Here is a 16512-nt window from a genome sequence, read left to right on the forward strand (position 1 = left end):
CGATGGAGGGCATTCGATGAACGTACTGATTATCGGCCGTGGTGGTAGAGAACATGCAATTTGCCGAAAAGTAAGTGAAAGCGCAGGATTAGAAAAAGTATTTGTTGCTCCTGGTAATCCCGGAATGGCAGATGTAGCGGAACTTGTCTCGATTGCAGAGTCCGAGCATGAACAGCTCCTTCAGTTCGCTAAGGCCAATGGAGTGGGCTTAACAATTATTGGTCCAGAGGTACCCTTGCTAGAGGGACTTGCTGACAAATTTGAAGCTGCTGGTTTGGCGGTATTCGGTCCCCGCCAAGCGGCAGCCGAGATCGAAGGAAGCAAGTCATTCGCAAAGGAATTAATGAAGAAATATCAAATTCCTACGGCTGATTATGCTGTTTTCACTAAATATGAGGATGCCCGTAACTATATTGAGGAAAAAGGTGCGCCGATTGTCATTAAAGCGGACGGATTAGCAGCAGGAAAAGGTGTCACCGTAGCGCTCACGAAAGAAGAGGCCCTCGCTAGCGTGGAAGAAATGCTTATTGATGCAAAATTCGGTGCAGCGTCATCTCGTGTAGTCATTGAAGAGTTTTTAGCGGGTGAGGAATTTTCGTTAATGGCATTGGTGAATGGTGAGGTCGTCGTACCATTAGAAATCGCTCAAGATCATAAACGCGCCTATGATGGTGACCTTGGTCCAAATACAGGCGGAATGGGTGCTTACTCACCTGTTCCTCAGATCGGTGCGGAGACCGTTCAAACGGCTGTTGATACTGTCCTTATTCCGGCGGCAAAAGCAATGGTACAAGAAGGCAGAAGTTTTTGCGGCGTGTTATATGCGGGTTTGATAAAAACACCTGATGGTCCAAAGGTGATTGAATTTAATGCCCGTTTTGGTGATCCAGAGACACAAGTAGTGCTGCCTAGATTGAAATCGGATTTAGTTCAAGTCTTGTTGGAGCTCTTAAATGGAGGATGTCCCACTCTTGAATGGGATGAACAGGCTATGATCGGTGCTGTAGTGGCTGCGAAAGGGTACCCTGAGGCATATGAAAAGGGTGCAGTGTTAACAGGGTTAGCAGACTTAAATGATCAAGAGGTTTTCACTTTTCATGCAGGAACAGTGAAAAATGATGCAGGTGAGTTTGTTACTGCTGGAGGCAGGGTCCTTCTTGTAGGAGCCAAAGCCGAAAGTATAGTAGAAGCGCAAGAAAAAGTGTATCGTGAACTGGAAAAGTTAACATGTGATGGTGTGTTTTATCGAAAAGATATCGGTGCAAAAGCGATCCAACCTGCTACGCGCTAACGGGCTCGCCTCTTTCCAGTTCGACGAATAAACACATAAAGAAGTGCGACAATGCTGCCGATAATGGCAGTTAGAACAAACGACATATCCGTTAGATACTCCCAAAACATAAACAATCAACTCCAATCAAGGGCTGACCGCTTTAGGGTCAGCTCTTTTTTAGCTTAAAAAAATGAGATTCGATTGATTCTACAATTCCCCGATTTAAGTTGGATTATAGGGTACCAATTGATCCCCATCCCCATTAATTCCTTCCATTCTATCCATTGAATCCATCGCCCGATCGTGATCCTCGATCATGCACTGACATTTTTCAAATAAAGCAGTAAGCGGACAATAGCGGACAATTCCCTCTGCTACCTTCATTGCCCCACACAAGGCAACAAACAAATAAGAATCTCTCCAAGGGTGTTTGACCAGTTTAGAGGTAGCCCAGGAAAGAATCGTTAAGCCAATCGTAATCCGAATTAATGCATTTAAGATACTAATATTTGGTTTAACATTCATTTTGTTCACTCCTTCACAAATTGTTTACAAATATTATCAATTCTTTAATGCGTTAAACAGTAAAATATGATAATATTGTATCTAAAGAATTTTTTGTAAGGGCTTTCTTTACTGTTAAATCAACTTATTATTGTATAGATAGTTTTTTTAAAAAGGGGAGGGAAGACGTATGCTAGAGCAACGCTACCGCTGGAAAAATAAACACTTACGCATGCATGTATCCGTTTTGGATGGAAAAACGTCTCCAACCATTTTATTGAAAAACGCCTTGTATTTAAATCAGACGTTTCAAAAGTGGTTAAGAGCAAATATTTGGATTTGTGAAGATCGGATTGTTTATGTGGGTGAGAACTTGCCAACACATCTTGATAACTGTGAAATCATTGATTGCACCAATGAGATTCTTGTTCCGGGATACATTGAACCACATGCCCATCCGTTTCAATTATATAATCCCCAAACACTGGCTGCGTATGCATCCCAGTTCGGGACAACGACATTAATAAATGACAATATGGCCCTTGTTTTACATTTGGAAAAAAGGGAAGCGTTTACATTATTAAAGGATCTTCGCTCGATTCCGACAACAATGTTTTGGTGGAGCCGTTTTGATTCACAAACAGAAATTCTGCATGAAGAAGAAATTTTTTCACATAGTAATGTTAAATCATGGCTTGAGCACGATGCGGTTCTTCAGGGCGGGGAATTGACAGGATGGCCCAAACTGCTTGATGGCGATGATATGATGCTCCATTGGATTCAAGAAGCAAAACGGATGCGCAAGCAAATTGAAGGCCACTTCCCAGGAGCTTCAGAAAAAACATTGGCAAAAATGATGCTGCTTGGTGCGGACTCTGACCATGAAGCGATGACAGGTGAAGAAGTATATAACCGATTAATGCAAGGGTATATGGTGTCTTTAAGGTATTCATCAATTCGACCTGATTTGCCAAACATATTGGATGATATGAAGCGACTAGGCATAGAGGCATATGATAGATTAATATTTAATACTGATGGCTCATCCTCAACCTTTTACGAGCAAGGAGTCACTGATGCGATGATTCGCATTGCCATTGAAAAAGGTGTTCCGACTATTGATGCTTATAATATGGCAACAGTAAACATTGCCCGCTATTACAATATTGATCATCTCCATGGTAATATTGCAACTGGCCGGGTAGCCAATATAAACTTCTTATCCAGTATTGAAAATCCAACACCTGTTTCCGTTTTAGCGAAAGGAAAATGGGTCAAACGGGATGGACAACAAGTGGCCGATGCCTACCCTCCAATTACTTGGGACGAATATGGACTAAAGCCGATGGAGTTGGATTGGGATTTGTCAGTAGATGATATGCAGTTTTCCATGCCGTTTGGAATCAAGATGGAAAATGCCGTCATCACCAAGCCATATTCCATTTCTATTGATGCTTCAGGAGATGAACTGCCATCACATCATGATGAATGCTTTTTTACATTGATTGACCGCAATGGGAAATGGAGAATTAATACGTTATTAAAGGGATTTGCGACTACATTATCAGCATTGGCCAGTTCGTATTCAAGTACCGGAGATATTATTTTAATAGGAAAAAATAAACAAGATATGCTCCAGGCTTTTAATAGAATGAAAGAATTAGGCGGCGGCATTGTGATGGTTGAGGACAATCAGGTCGTGTGCGAGATGCCATTAACTTTAGGTGGAATCATGTCAAACCTTCCAATCGAAGAATTAATCAGTCAAGAAAAAAAGCTGCTTACCGAGTTAAGAGAACGAGGATATTCATTTTCAGATCCTATATACAGTCTTGCCTTCTTTTCTGCAACACATTTGCCTTACATTCGGATTACTCCACAGGGAATGTACGATGTAATGAATAAAACAGTACTCTTTCCGTCAATAATGCGTTAAACTGTAAGTGAGTAAAGTTTTAAAGCGTGAAAGTGTTTTTCTTTATTGAAAGTAAATAGGGGTGTGTTCATGAAGGGGTGTGTTCATGAAGATGAAAAAATGGGTTGTTTTCGTGATAGCTTTCCTGTTACTACTTTCTGGGTGTAGTGATAAGGAAAAGGTTAAGGAAACAGTAAAGAAGGAAAAACCTGTAACTCAAACAGAGAATAAACCAGAAGAGAAACAAGTTGACCCGTATTCTTATCCATTAACAGGGATTGGCTCTGAAATCAGCACAGATGGAAGAGCGGTAGCTGTAATGATTAATAATCACCCAAAAGCAAGACCCCAATCGGGCCTGAACAAGGCAGATATCGTCTATGAAATTCTAGCAGAGGGTGATATCACTCGCTTCCTGGCAGTATTTCAAAGTGAAAAGCCGGCAAATATTGGTCCGGTAAGGAGTGCAAGGGACTATTATATTTACTTGGCAAAAGGACTTAATGCCCTTTACATTGCCCATGGCTATAGCCCGGAAGCAAAGAAACTCCTAAATGGTAACTATATTGATAATTTAAATGGGATGGTCTATGATGGTACACTATTTAAACGCTCTAAAACCCGAAAAGCACCCCATAACTCCTATATTACGTATGAAAACATTTTAAAAGGTGCTAAGCAGAAGAAATACTCAATGGGAAAAAGTCCCGCACCATTTAAATTTTTCACAGAAGAAGAAAGTAAAAATATTACGGGTAAGGATGCTAAATCTGTTAAGATTACTTATTCTAAGAGTGGAATTTCCAATTCTGTCTTTAAATTTGACGATACGATCGGTAAATATATTCGTTTTTCAGGCAACGAGCAAACCATTGATTTAGATACAAAAGAGCCTGTTTTGTTGGATAATATTTTTATTATCGAAGCTGAGCATCAGTTTATCGATTCCTATGGGCGCCGAGATATCGATTTTAAGTCTGGCGGAAAAGCCTATTTGCTTCAAAAGGGTAAGGTCAACCAAGTGGAGTGGATGAATAAGAACGGTGAAATTGTTCCAGTCAAAAATGGTGAAGAGGTTCCACTCGTACAAGGAAAAACATGGGTCAATGTTGTTCCAACCAAACCTGGTCTTCAGAATATTGCCGCGTTTGATGTAAACTAAATGGACATTTTAAAGGGGTAAACAATATGCAAATTAATAAATTACGGGGTAAGGAGCTTGATCAATTGTTTCAAGCCGTTCTTTCCTTAAATGATCTTGAAGAGTGCTATCGCTTTTTTGACGATTTATGCACAATTAATGAGATTCAGTCATTAGCACAGCGTCTTGATGTAGCAAGAATGCTACGCGAAGGGAATACGTATCACAAAATTGAAACGGAAACCGGAGCGAGCACAGCCACCATTTCACGGGTGAAACGCTGCTTGAACTATGGAAACGATACGTATGAAATGGTTCTTGAACGAGTTAAGGGCGAAACGACTGCAACTGAACAAGAATAAACAAACCGGAGAAATTGTTCTTCGGTTTTTCTTTTTCACTTTAAAAATGGTTATGATTTCTATATTTAGATTTAGTGTTTTCTTTTTTTATCGAATCGGCTAGTGCTATAATGGTGAAATGGAATTAATGATATGGGAGGATCTTTTTGATGTATGATTTTCGCGAGTGGCGGCATGTGTTTAAACTCGACCCAAATAAAGAAATAGCGGAAGACCGTTTAGAAAAAATCTGTGAATCAGGAACCGATGCCATTATCGTAGGTGGGACAGATGGGATTACATTAGAAAATGTCCTCGATTTGATGGCAAGAATTCGCAGGTTTTCGGTCCCATGTGTCCTTGAAGTATCAACGATTGAGACGGTTACACCAGGATTCGATCTTTATTTTATTCCAACCATTTTAAATAGCAGCGATACCAAATGGATTACGGGACTTCACCATCAAGCGGTTAAGGAATTTGGTGAAATCATGGATTGGGAAGAAATTGTCATGGAAGGCTATTGCATTTTAAACGAGGACTGCAAAGCTGCGAAACTGACAAATGCGAAAACAAACATAACCAATGAAGAGGTAATTGCTTACGCAGTAATGGCTGAAAAAATGTTTCAGCTGCCGATATTTTATGTAGAATATAGCGGTAAATATGGTGATATTGAACTGGTTGCGAACGTAAAAAAGTCGCTTGAAAATACTATCCTTTTTTATGGTGGAGGAGTATCAACCATTGAACATGCCGCAGAAATGGCCAAGCATGCTGATGTCATTGTGGTCGGGAACGCCATTTATGAAAATTTTGACCTAGCCTTGGAAACAGTAAAGATTGACCGATCATTGCTAAAGTAGAAAAATAGAGTTAAGATAAAAATAAGAACAAATGTTTGTAATGGTGGTGGATATTAAATGCAATATTTAACTGATAAGCTATTAAACGGACTGAATCCAGAGCAGCAAAGTGCCGTTAAGGCAACCGATGGACCGCTGTTACTAATGGCTGGTGCCGGAAGTGGTAAGACAAGAGTTCTGACACATCGAATTGGCTATTTGATTGTAGAAAAAAGAGTAAATCCTTATAATATTTTAGCGATTACGTTTACAAATAAAGCCGCACGAGAGATGAGAGATCGAATCGGAAAAATGATGGGCGGGGCTGCCGAAGAAATTTGGATTTCCACCTTTCACTCGATGTGTGTAAGGATCTTACGCCGAGATATTGACCGAATCGGCTTTAATCGTAATTTTACGATTCTTGATTCAACTGATCAGCTATCCGTGGTCAAAGGAATTCTTAAGGAAAAAAATATTGATCCAAAGAAATTTGATCCACGTGCCATTTTAGGAGCGATCAGCTCAGCGAAAAATGAGTTAATCGAACCTGAGGAATATAAGAAAACAGGTGGAGGCTATTTTGAAGATGTTGTAGGTAATGCGTACGAAGAGTACCAGAAGCGATTAAGAAAGAATCAAGCGCTGGACTTTGATGATCTCATTATGCTGACGATTCAATTATTTAGACGAATTCCTGATGTCCTCGAGTATTATCAGCGCAAGTTTCAATATATTCATGTCGATGAGTATCAGGATACGAACAAAGCACAGTATCTGTTAGTAAAGTTACTTGCAAGTCGTTTCAAGAATTTATGCGTAGTAGGGGATTCTGACCAATCCATTTATCGATGGCGCGGAGCGGATATCGCAAATATCCTTTCGTTTGAAAAAGACTATCCGAACGCAACGGTTATTTTACTAGAGCAAAACTACCGTTCAACAAAAAGGATTCTTCTAGCTGCCAATAAGGTCATCCAAAACAATCTAAACCGTAAAGCGAAGAACCTATGGACCGAAAACCCGGAAGGCAACAAACTTGTTTATTACCGTGCGGATAGTGAGCAGGGGGAAGCACAATTCGTTGCTGGAAAAATTAAAGAATTAACCCGTAATCATCAGAACAAATTAACCGACATTGCCATCCTTTATCGCACGAACGCTCAGTCCCGTGTCATGGAGGAAGTGCTTCTAAAATCGAATATCGAGTACTCAATCGTCGGCGGAACAAAGTTCTATGACAGGAAGGAAATTAAGGATATGCTGGCTTATTTACGCCTAATTTCCAATCCTGATGATGATATTAGCTTACGCCGTGTTATTAATGTTCCAAAGCGTGGGATTGGTTCAAGCTCCGTTGATAAAATTGCTGATTTTGCCGATATGCATGATTTATCCCTTTTCCAAGCACTTGAGTCCGTAGAATTATTAGGGTTAAGTCCGAAAATCACCAAAGCGGCAAGAGAATTTCGCGATTTAATCGGTAATTATACCAATATGCAAGAGTTTCTGTCTGTTACAGAACTAGTTGAAGAAGTACTGGAAAAATCCGGGTACCGTGAAATGCTCAAAGCGGAAAAATCGCTGGAAGCCCAAAGCCGCCTCGAAAACCTTGAGGAATTATTATCTGTGACGAAAAGCTTCGAAGATTCAAGTGAAGATAAGAGTCTTGTTGCCTTTTTAACCGATTTGGCCCTGGTGGCTGATATTGATTCGCTTGATGACGATGGTGAAAAGGCAGATTCAATTACGCTTATGACCTTGCACTCGGCTAAAGGGCTGGAATTCCCGGTTGTCTTCTTGATTGGTATGGAAGAAGGTGTATTCCCTCATAGCCGATCATTGATGGAAGAAGTAGAAATGGAAGAAGAGCGCCGGCTAGCCTATGTAGGAATTACTAGAGCGGAGCAAACGCTGTTCCTGTCAAACGCCCAAATGAGAACATTGTTTGGGAGAACCAATATGAATCCACCTTCTCGCTTTATAAAAGAAATCCCTGAAGACCTGATCGAAGGAGTCGAACCAGCGGAGAAAAAAGTGAATTCACCATTTGGATCGACTGGAAAATCATTTGGCTCAGGACGCAGCACATCGTTCGGATCACCGAAGACGTCATTTGGTACACCGGCTGCAGCCAGAAAACCAGTCATGCGCCCAGTTTCTGCTCCTTCTGGCGATGAGGCTGGCTGGAAGGTTGGCGATAAAGCCCAACATGGTAAATGGGGTATCGGAACCGTTGTAAGTGTAAAAGGCCAAGGGGAAGGAACGGAGTTAGATATTGCTTTTCCAAGTCCGGTTGGAATCAAACGCCTGTTAGCCAAATTTGCTCCGATTAATAAAGCCTAATTAGATAGGCTAAGTTAAACCTTATTTTGATTTTACACACTCTGTTGATTGGAGCGGAATGCGCGAGACTCCTGCGGGAGGACGGGGCAGGGGAGACCCCACAGGCGCTTAGCGCCGAGGAGGCTCCCCGGACCGCCCGCGGAAAGCGAAGTGCATGGAGCGGAAATCAACAGACAAGTTTAAGAAAGCCTTAAGGAAAGGACTGAATATATGGACCTTCAAAGTGCAGAAAAGAGAATTACTGAAATAAGCAGCCTGCTAAATCATTATGGCTATGAATACTATGTTTTAGACAAACCATCTGTACCAGATGCTGAATATGACAAATTAATGCATGAACTGTTGGAACTTGAGGAGAAATTTCCGCAATTAAAAACAGCAGATTCGCCGTCACTGAGGGTTGGCGGCACCGTGCTCGATCTGTTTGAAAAGGTAGAGCATCGTTCACCGATGCTTAGTCTTGGCAATGCTTTTAACGAGCAAGATTTAAGGGATTTTGACCGTCGCATCCGTCAAGCTGTCGGGGACGATATTTCTTATGTATGTGAGTTGAAAATTGACGGCCTGGCTGTATCGTTACGATATGAGGATGGTCTATTTGCACAAGGCGCTACCCGTGGAGATGGGACCATTGGTGAAGATATTACCGCTAATATAAAAACCATCAAATCCGTCCCGCTCCGTCTCCGCGAAAATGTTTCCTTGGAGGTTCGCGGCGAAGCTTATATGCCCAAGCGCTCGTTTGAGGCCTTGAATCAAACAAGGGAAGAACGCGGCGAGGAGCTATTTGCCAACCCTAGAAATGCAGCAGCAGGATCGCTAAGACAGCTTGATCCGAAAATTGCTGCTTCTAGAAGGCTGGATGTCTTTTTATATGGAATTGGAAATATCAGTGAAAGCAGTGAGATAGAGTCACATAGTGAAGGCCTTGATTACTTGGATCGACTCGGCTTTAAAACAAATCATGAGCGGAACAAGTGTGCATCGGTTGACGAAGTGATCGAATATGTCAATAGCTGGGTCGAAAAGCGCCCGCACCTTCCCTATGAGATTGATGGAATCGTCATTAAAGTAGATTCCTATGCCCACCAGGCTGCACTCGGAACGACAGCAAAAAGTCCGCGCTGGGCCATTGCTTACAAGTTCCCTGCAGAAGAAGTGGTCACAACTCTTTTAGATATTGAGTTAAGTGTTGGTAGAACAGGTGTGATTACCCCTACGGCCATTCTTGAGCCAGTCAAAGTAGCAGGAACAACTGTACAGCGTGCCTCCTTGCACAATGAGGATTTAATCCGGGAAAAGGATATCAAGCTTGGTGACAAAGTCGTTATCAAAAAGGCAGGGGATATTATTCCAGAGGTGGTCAATGTTTTGGCTGACCAACGGACAGGGGAAGAAGTGGAATTCCACATGCCGACTCATTGTCCCGAGTGTGAAAGTGAGCTCGTGCGTTTTGAAGGTGAAGTGGCTTTACGCTGTATTAACCCTAAATGTCCTGCACAGCTCCGGGAAGGCTTAATTCATTTTGTTTCAAGGGTCGCGATGAACATCGAGGGTCTTGGGGAAAAGGTCATCAGCCAGCTTTTTGCTGAAAAATTAATTGCAGATGTTGCCGATATTTATAAGCTTACTCGTGAACAGCTTCTAGCCCTTGAAAGAATGGGTGAGAAATCAGCTACTAATCTTATTAAAGCCATTGAGATATCGAAAGATAATTCACTTGAAAAGCTTTTATTTGGACTAGGGATCCGTCATGTTGGTGCCAAAGCCGCAAAAACGTTAGCCCAACAATTTGGTACGATGGACAAACTCGCAGCGGCCACGAAGGAAGATTTAATCGCGGTTAATGAAATTGGTGATAAAATGGCGGATTCTATCGTCGCCTTTTTTGAAAAAGAAGAGGCTGTGGAGTTAATCAACGAATTAATTGCTGCTGGTGTTAATATGGAATATAAGGGTTCCAGACCAGTTTCTGCAGAAAATTCCGATTCCATCTTTGCAGGAAAGACCGTTGTTCTTACAGGAAAGCTGGAACGTTTATCCAGGAATGAAGCAAAGGATAAAATCGAAGCGCTGGGCGGGAATGTGGCTGGCAGTGTCAGCAAAAAAACACACCTTGTCATTGCTGGTGTAGAGGCGGGTTCAAAACTTACCAAAGCACAAGAACTAGGAATTGAAGTGTGGGACGAGGAGAAACTCCTAGTTGAATTAAATAAATAAGAGGTGTATCGACGTGAGAAAGTTCTCATTGCTCGCTCTCTCCCTTGTCTTTTTGCTGAGTGCCTGTGCACCAAACTTTGAGAAGCAAAATGAGGTTGTGCAAACGAAGGAGAAAGTGAAAGGGAAGGCAATTATTCCAAAGTATAATATTTCGGACAGCTATTACCGGACAATTTTGCCATTTGAACCAGGGGAAGCACGCGGATTGGTTGTCAATAATATCAATACAAGATATGACTTAAACGAGTTTGAAATGGGCTTAATGAGAATTGCCCAAAATTCTTTTGATACAGAAAAATATTTGTTTCGTGAAGGACGGGAAATCAAAGAAGAGACAATAAGACTTTGGTTAAAACGTAAATACACAAAAGAGCAGTTCAATGAAATGAAAAAAGAGGATAAAACACTAAAAGATGCTGATAATATTGGGCTAAATCCTGTGAATACTGGGAGTAAGGGTGAACCGAGTTCGCCAATCTATTTAGCTCATATTTTAGAACACGACTACTTAATAAAAAATGAAAAGGGGAATGTAACACTCGGCGGTGTTACGATTGGCCTTGCCTTAAATTCAGTTTACTACTATAAACAGACATCAGACGGCGATACCCTTGAGGAAAAAGTCCCGCATTCAGAAATGGTCAGTGAAGGGAAGAAAATAGCTGCAGAAGTGGTAAAGCGTATGAGGAGCATAAAGTCTTTAAAGGACGTTCCAATTTCGATTGCCTTGTTTGAGCAAGCAAGTAAATCTTCCGTCGTTCCTGGTAACTTTATTACCTATTCCACTGTCGACAATGGCAGCACTACTTTAAATGGCTGGGAAAATGTAAATGAAAAGTACTTTCTTTTCCCTTCCGCAGATGCACAGGAAGAACATCGTGATGATGTCACTGCGTTTTTAAATTTTAAGCAGGATGTGGAGGAGTATTTTCCTAACTATAATGGTGTGATTGGCAGAGCCTTTTACATGGGAGACCAATTGCAGGATTTAAATATTAATATTCCAATTCAATTTTATGGAAAAACAGAAGGAATTGGTTTTACGCAGTATGTAACCGGCCTTGTCATGGAACATTTTCCTAAGTATTTGTCTGTCTCGGTAAGTGTTACATCTGTGGATGGTCCTGAAGCACTGATCGTCCGAAAGGCTAATGAAGAGGAACCTTTTGTCCATATTTACCAATAAGACTTGGCATATTGCCGGGTCTCTTTTTTTGAATTATCTTTGTTTGCGGCGTTTAAATGAAACATGTTAGAATGAACAGTGGAGTGTAAACGTTTTTAATACATAGGAGGTTTTAACAAATGGTACAACCTTACAAGCACGAACCATTTACAGATTTTACGATTGAAGAGAACCGTCAGGCCTATCTAAAGGCGTTAAAAACAGTTGAAGGTTACTTAGGTCAGGATTACGACTTAGTTATTGATGGAGAAAGAATTGCAACAGAAGATAAAATTGTTTCTTATAATCCTTCCAATAAGGAAGAAGTAATTGGCCGCGTTTCAAAAGCTAGCCAAGACCTAGCTGAAAAAGCAATGCAAGCAGCAGTCGAAGCATTTAAAACTTGGAAAAAAGTTAAACCTGAAGTCCGCGCGGATGTATTATTTAAAGCAGCAGCCATTATTCGCCGCCGCAAACACGAATTTTCTGCTCTTATGACGAAAGAAGCTGGTAAGCCATGGAGAGAAGCGGATGCAGATACCGCTGAAGGAATTGATTTCCTTGAGTACTATGCACGCCAAATGCTAGCACTTAAAGATGGCGTACCCGTTCAAAGCCGTCCGAATGAATTTAATCGTTATTCCTATATCCCACTTGGTGTTGGTGTTATTATCTCGCCATGGAATTTCCCATTTGCGATCATGGCAGGAACTACAGTAGCAGCTATCGTTTCTGGTAACCCAGTTCTATTAAAACCCGCTTCAACTACTCCTGTGATTGCAGCGAAGTTTGTTGAAGTCATGGAAGAAGCAGGTCTGCCTAAAGGTGTTCTTAATTTCGTACCAGGAAGCGGTGCTGAAGTGGGCGACTATTTAGTGGACCATAAAGATACTCGCTTTATCAGCTTTACTGGTTCCCGTGATGTTGGACTTCGAATTTTCGAGCGTTCTTCGAAAGTGAACCCAGGACAAGTATGGATGAAACGTTTGATTGCTGAAATGGGCGGTAAAGATACCATCGTGGTTGATAGTGAAGCAGATCTAGAGCTTGCTGCTCAATCAATTGTTGCAGGCGCATTTGGCTTCTCAGGTCAAAAATGTTCTGCATGTTCACGTGCGATAATCGTAGAAAGTGTTTATGATCAAGTTTTGAATCGCGTCGTTGAGTTAACGAATGAGTTAACGGTTGGAGATCCAACTGAACAAGCTACGTTCATGGGCCCTGTTAACGACAATAACGCTTTCAAAAAAATCATGGAATACATTGAAATCGGCAAGCAAGAAGGTAAGTTAATGGCTGGCGGCGAAGGGGATAATTCCAAAGGTTATTTCATTAAACCAACGGTTATTGCGGATCTTGCTCCTAAAGCACGTATTATGCAAGAAGAAATTTTCGGACCTGTTGTTGGTTTCACAAAGGCAAAGAACTTCGATGAAGCGCTTGAAATTGCTAACAACACGGAGTACGGCTTAACTGGTGCAGTTATTACTACAAATCGTGCCCACATGGAACAAGCTCGTGAAGACTTCCATGTTGGAAACCTGTATTTTAACCGATCTTGTACTGGAGCCATCGTTGGTTATCAGCCATTTGGCGGCTTCAATATGTCCGGAACTGACTCCAAAGCAGGCGGTCCTGATTACTTGCTGCTTCATATGCAGGCAAAAACAACGTCTGAAATGTACTAATTAGTCATAAAATAGTTAAACCCCTTCTCAATGCGAGAAGGGGTTTTTTATTTGGCTCTATTAAACTTGGCTGTTGATTTCCTCTCCAGGCGCTTCGCTTTCCGCGGGCGGTCAGGGGAGCCTCCTCGGCGCTAAGCGCCTGCGGGGTCTCGACCAACCTAAAAATTGGATGGGACTTTATTTATATTTAAAAAACAGATAGCCCCAATTCAAAACGTATTTTTGAACAGGGGTTTGTCATTAGTCTGAAACCACAAGTCCTAAAACTGTTACACAGGGTACTTTAAGATCTTTGGTTTACGATACAATCTGCTTGTCAGCTTTAATCCGTGAATTTTTTGGACTAAGAGTTCGACCATAAAGGTACAGTATAAGCCCGCCAAGAATTGCTATGAAGCTAATAACTGTAAAACCAGGAATGTAAGAACCAGTCTGCTTCAACAACAAACCGACGATAAAACTCGAAATCGTTCCCCCGAGTCCTACTCCTATCCCGTTAACAATTCCGATAGCTGGACCAACAGAGCTTGGAGACACACTCGATTGAATGATCGCCCAAAAATTTGCTGTGTAAGTGCTAATGAGTGTTCCTAAGGAGAGCGTAATGAGAGCTATTTTTCCAACAGAGCTATCAACCACCGGAAGGAAAACTAATAAGATACCTGCGAATACTAAACCAACAGTTGCAATTAAGACACGTTTTCCTGTTCGATCACTGATGATGGACATCGGAATCGTTAAAATCACCGCAGCCAAGTAAGGCAATCCACTGAGGAGTCCTTGTGTCAGTCCAGTAAAACCAAGGGATTTGACAGCGAGTGGAATCCAAAGAGTAATTCCCCAAAAAAGCATATTTTGGCCTAAGTGAGCACCTATCAACAATAGAAAGCGCGAACCACCTAAAGAACGAAAGGTCAACTTTTCTTGGGAACTTTGTTCCTCTTTGGGCTTGGTTTCCACTCCGTCAGGTTCTTTTTTAAGCAGCCATAAATAAAGAGGCACTACAATAACCAAACCTGCGGTTCCTAGAATAATAAAAAGTGGTTTCCAACCCAAATTTGCATTTATAGGTATAAGTATCAAAAACCCTAAACCAAGGGATAAAAATTGACCATAATGCTGAATGACCGTATTAGCTACAGTTAGTTCTTTTTTTGTAAACCACGCTTGCACAAATCGAGATTGTTGAGGCCAATAAATACCCTCACCAATTCCGAGAATAAGGCGGAAGAAGATTAAAAGCCCTACTGAATTAACCCAACCGGTTAAAAGTGTAGCAATTGACCATAATGCATACACGAAGATAACAACGGTTTTAGGATTCATTCTATAGGTTAAAATACCGCCAAAAAAATTTGCCAAGCCATAACCAATTAAAAAAGCACTTAATGCCCAGCTGGATGTAACTGAAAAGTCAGATCCGGAGAAACCAAGTTCTTTTGACATTCCCTCTATCCCTACAGATAAATTAGATCTATCCAGGTAAGCTATAAACAATCCAATCATAAACGGGAGGGCAATTCTTATCCATTTTGATTTGATCAAATTTATCACAACCTTCTCTGTGGTTATTACTGTTAATAAAGTTACTAAAATTTTACCTCAAATACGGAACAAGCGAGCGATAATAAATAAATACCATTGCTAAGAGAACCTGGTTGCGCTTACAAAAACTTTCTTATGGGCACCGGAAATTTAACTTTCCGGTGCTGGAGTTGGAGCATTATCGATGGATGTCCTTATTTAAAATTCGATTCGTATTTACGTCTTAGTCCACGAAGATCGTTCACTGGCTCCGCACCATTTTCAGTGATGATTACGGTTGGTTCTACACGTACCCCACCAAATGGGAATCCATGTAGGTCAAATTTAATTCCAAAAACCATATTTGGCTCAAAAACAAATTCACTGTTAGGTCCTAAATCCGGTGTTTCGACTACTTCTAAGCCAACTCCATGTCCAATTGCTCTCATTCCTTTTGTATATGGGAGGAAATAGTCAGCTAAACCGGCATTTTCACAAATGCGTAGTGTTTCTTGGAACAACTGTTTACCTGTCATACCCGGCTTGATAATTTCCACCATACGCTGATTTGTATCATAGGCGAAATCCATGATTCTGATTTGTTCTTCAGTGGCCCCTTCCATGGCAACTGTAATGCCGGTATCAGAACAGTAGCCTTGAACCATAGGGTTAAAATCGAACCACACATATTCGCCCCGTTCAATTCTACGTTCCATTGGTCTCCATGTTGGAAGATTGGTGTGATCAGGACCGGAAACTACTAAGTAAGCGGATCCAATTTCACCGCCGCGGGAACGCGTTACATACTCACCGATGGCTGATAGTTCAATTTCTGTTTTTCCGACTTGCAGTTGTTCAAGCGCAGCCAAAATACTGTCATCGGCTAATTTACCTGCTACTCGGATTAAATCTAATTCAGTCTTACTTTTATAGAGGCGTTCCTGTACCACAATTTCACCGGCATCTACAATGTTAATGCCGTCTTTTACAAATGCCTTCTCCATTTCTCGATACAAAGATATTGGGAACAATTCCTCACCAACAACACCAACTGTTTTAACTGGATAAGAAAGTTCGCTAACATATTTTGGTAATAAATCTCTCATCTCATAAATGTTATTCACGTTTTTTATCCAAGAGAAACGCTTCGCAGCGAAACGATTTAGGTTTCCTAAAAACGCTTGGATTTCGCCTTCTAATGGGATAAAAAGAGCGTGTGCGGATTCTTCAATACAGTTGATCGTACGAAAGTTTGTATAATAGAATGAATACCCAGGATGATATTCATCACTATAAACGAAAAGAACATCTATACCTGCTTCCTTCATTTTTTCTCTCGTACGGGCTAATCTACGTTCAAATTCCGTTGCTACTACTTCTACTGACATTTCGAGTTCCCCCATTCGTTTTTGTGATCATTGTGAACGTTCACAATTAAACAATATGTTATGTAGTAAGGTTTAGTCAATATAGTTTTCAGATAATTTTTAAAAATATATTTTTTTCAAAAACTGTATTGACAGCTTGATAGAGTAACTGTTAACTTAATT

The 16512-nt window shown here is 41.1% G+C and carries 13 protein-coding genes; 9 read left to right on the forward strand and 4 right to left on the reverse strand.

Features of this window, described 5'->3' with window-relative positions:
* Positions 1-16 precede the first annotated feature (16 nt).
* Entirely contained in the window at positions 17-1291 is a 1275-nt protein-coding gene (gene purD / locus CCK98_RS02550) for a phosphoribosylamine--glycine ligase (RefSeq protein ID WP_088085148.1), read from the forward strand.
* Here the strand turns inward: purD and CCK98_RS36925 are convergent.
* On the reverse strand, positions 1288-1401 hold the full coding sequence (locus CCK98_RS36925) for an EYxxD motif small membrane protein (RefSeq protein ID WP_335397359.1): 114 nt from the start codon (positions 1399-1401) through the stop codon (positions 1288-1290). The two genes, purD and CCK98_RS36925, sit on opposite strands and share 4 nt — an antisense overlap.
* Positions 1402-1495: 94 nt before the next feature.
* A complete protein-coding gene (locus CCK98_RS02555) occupies positions 1496-1798 on the reverse strand; it encodes a DUF2892 domain-containing protein (RefSeq protein ID WP_088085149.1) in 303 nt (100 codons plus the stop codon).
* A gap of 169 nt (positions 1799-1967) precedes the next feature.
* Between CCK98_RS02555 and CCK98_RS02560 the strand changes: the two genes are divergently transcribed.
* The 8 genes from CCK98_RS02560 to pruA all read left to right on the forward strand — a co-directional run bounded on the left by CCK98_RS02560 (position 1968) and on the right by pruA (position 13438).
* On the forward strand, positions 1968-3713 hold the full coding sequence (locus tag CCK98_RS02560) for an adenine deaminase C-terminal domain-containing protein (protein ID WP_088085150.1): 1746 nt from the start codon (positions 1968-1970) through the stop codon (positions 3711-3713).
* 85 nt (positions 3714-3798) lie between these two features.
* A complete protein-coding gene (locus tag CCK98_RS02565; RefSeq protein WP_306298913.1) occupies positions 3799-4854 on the forward strand; it encodes a DUF3048 domain-containing protein in 1056 nt (351 codons plus the stop codon).
* A gap of 26 nt (positions 4855-4880) precedes the next feature.
* A complete protein-coding gene (locus CCK98_RS02570; protein WP_088085151.1) occupies positions 4881-5195 on the forward strand; it encodes a YerC/YecD family TrpR-related protein in 315 nt (104 codons plus the stop codon).
* Between the two features lie 149 nt (positions 5196-5344).
* Entirely contained in the window at positions 5345-6040 is a 696-nt protein-coding gene (locus tag CCK98_RS02575; RefSeq protein ID WP_088085152.1) for a heptaprenylglyceryl phosphate synthase, read from the forward strand.
* A gap of 57 nt (positions 6041-6097) precedes the next feature.
* The gene (gene pcrA / locus CCK98_RS02580) at positions 6098-8365 is read left to right on the forward strand and encodes a DNA helicase PcrA (RefSeq protein WP_088085153.1); all 2268 of its coding nucleotides are present in this window, start codon (positions 6098-6100) and stop codon (positions 8363-8365) included.
* A 210-nt stretch (positions 8366-8575) separates the two neighbouring features.
* Positions 8576-10585, forward strand: coding sequence for an NAD-dependent DNA ligase LigA (ligA, locus tag CCK98_RS02585; RefSeq protein WP_088085154.1), 2010 nt, complete (start codon positions 8576-8578; stop codon positions 10583-10585).
* Positions 10586-10598: 13 nt separating this feature from the next.
* Positions 10599-11771 (forward strand): CamS family sex pheromone protein, encoded by a 1173-nt coding sequence (locus CCK98_RS02590; protein WP_088085155.1) that lies wholly within the window; start codon positions 10599-10601, stop codon positions 11769-11771.
* Between the two features lie 119 nt (positions 11772-11890).
* Positions 11891-13438, forward strand: a complete 1548-nt coding sequence (gene pruA, locus CCK98_RS02595; protein WP_088085156.1) for an L-glutamate gamma-semialdehyde dehydrogenase — start codon at positions 11891-11893, stop codon at positions 13436-13438.
* A gap of 297 nt (positions 13439-13735) precedes the next feature.
* On the opposite strand, the gene CCK98_RS02600 is transcribed toward pruA, so the two are convergent.
* Together CCK98_RS02600 and CCK98_RS02605 are read right to left on the reverse strand one after the other, a co-directional pair.
* Positions 13736-14983, reverse strand: a complete 1248-nt coding sequence (locus tag CCK98_RS02600) for an MFS transporter (protein ID WP_218780140.1) — start codon at positions 14981-14983, stop codon at positions 13736-13738.
* Positions 14984-15177: 194 nt separating this feature from the next.
* Positions 15178-16350: a Xaa-Pro peptidase family protein gene (locus tag CCK98_RS02605; RefSeq protein ID WP_179195690.1), complete on the reverse strand. Its 1173-nt coding sequence runs from the start codon at positions 16348-16350 to the stop codon at positions 15178-15180.
* Between the last annotated feature and the right edge of the window lie 162 nt (positions 16351-16512).

The organism is Bacillus sp. OV166 (assembly GCF_900177675.1).
Classification (GTDB): Bacteria; Bacillota; Bacilli; order Bacillales; family Cytobacillaceae; genus Neobacillus.

Excerpts from the sequence above, each read along its gene's own strand:
- ligA (WP_088085154.1), top strand. The coding sequence starts at position 8,576 with ATGGACCTTCAAAGTGCAGAAAAGAGAATTACTGAAATAAGCAGCCTG.
- CCK98_RS02565 (WP_306298913.1), top strand. The coding sequence starts at position 3,799 with ATGAAGATGAAAAAATGGGTTGTTTTCGTGATAGCTTTCCTGTTACTA.
- CCK98_RS02560 (WP_088085150.1), top strand. The coding sequence starts at position 1,968 with ATGCTAGAGCAACGCTACCGCTGGAAAAATAAACACTTACGCATGCAT.
- pcrA (WP_088085153.1), top strand. The coding sequence starts at position 6,098 with ATGCAATATTTAACTGATAAGCTATTAAACGGACTGAATCCAGAGCAG.
- purD (WP_088085148.1), top strand. The coding sequence starts at position 17 with ATGAACGTACTGATTATCGGCCGTGGTGGTAGAGAACATGCAATTTGC.
- CCK98_RS02605 (WP_179195690.1), bottom strand. The coding sequence starts at position 16,350 with ATGTCAGTAGAAGTAGTAGCAACGGAATTTGAACGTAGATTAGCCCGT.
- CCK98_RS02570 (WP_088085151.1), top strand. The coding sequence starts at position 4,881 with ATGCAAATTAATAAATTACGGGGTAAGGAGCTTGATCAATTGTTTCAA.
- CCK98_RS36925 (WP_335397359.1), bottom strand. The coding sequence starts at position 1,401 with ATGTTTTGGGAGTATCTAACGGATATGTCGTTTGTTCTAACTGCCATT.
- CCK98_RS02555 (WP_088085149.1), bottom strand. The coding sequence starts at position 1,798 with ATGAATGTTAAACCAAATATTAGTATCTTAAATGCATTAATTCGGATT.
- CCK98_RS02575 (WP_088085152.1), top strand. The coding sequence starts at position 5,345 with ATGTATGATTTTCGCGAGTGGCGGCATGTGTTTAAACTCGACCCAAAT.
- pruA (WP_088085156.1), top strand. The coding sequence starts at position 11,891 with ATGGTACAACCTTACAAGCACGAACCATTTACAGATTTTACGATTGAA.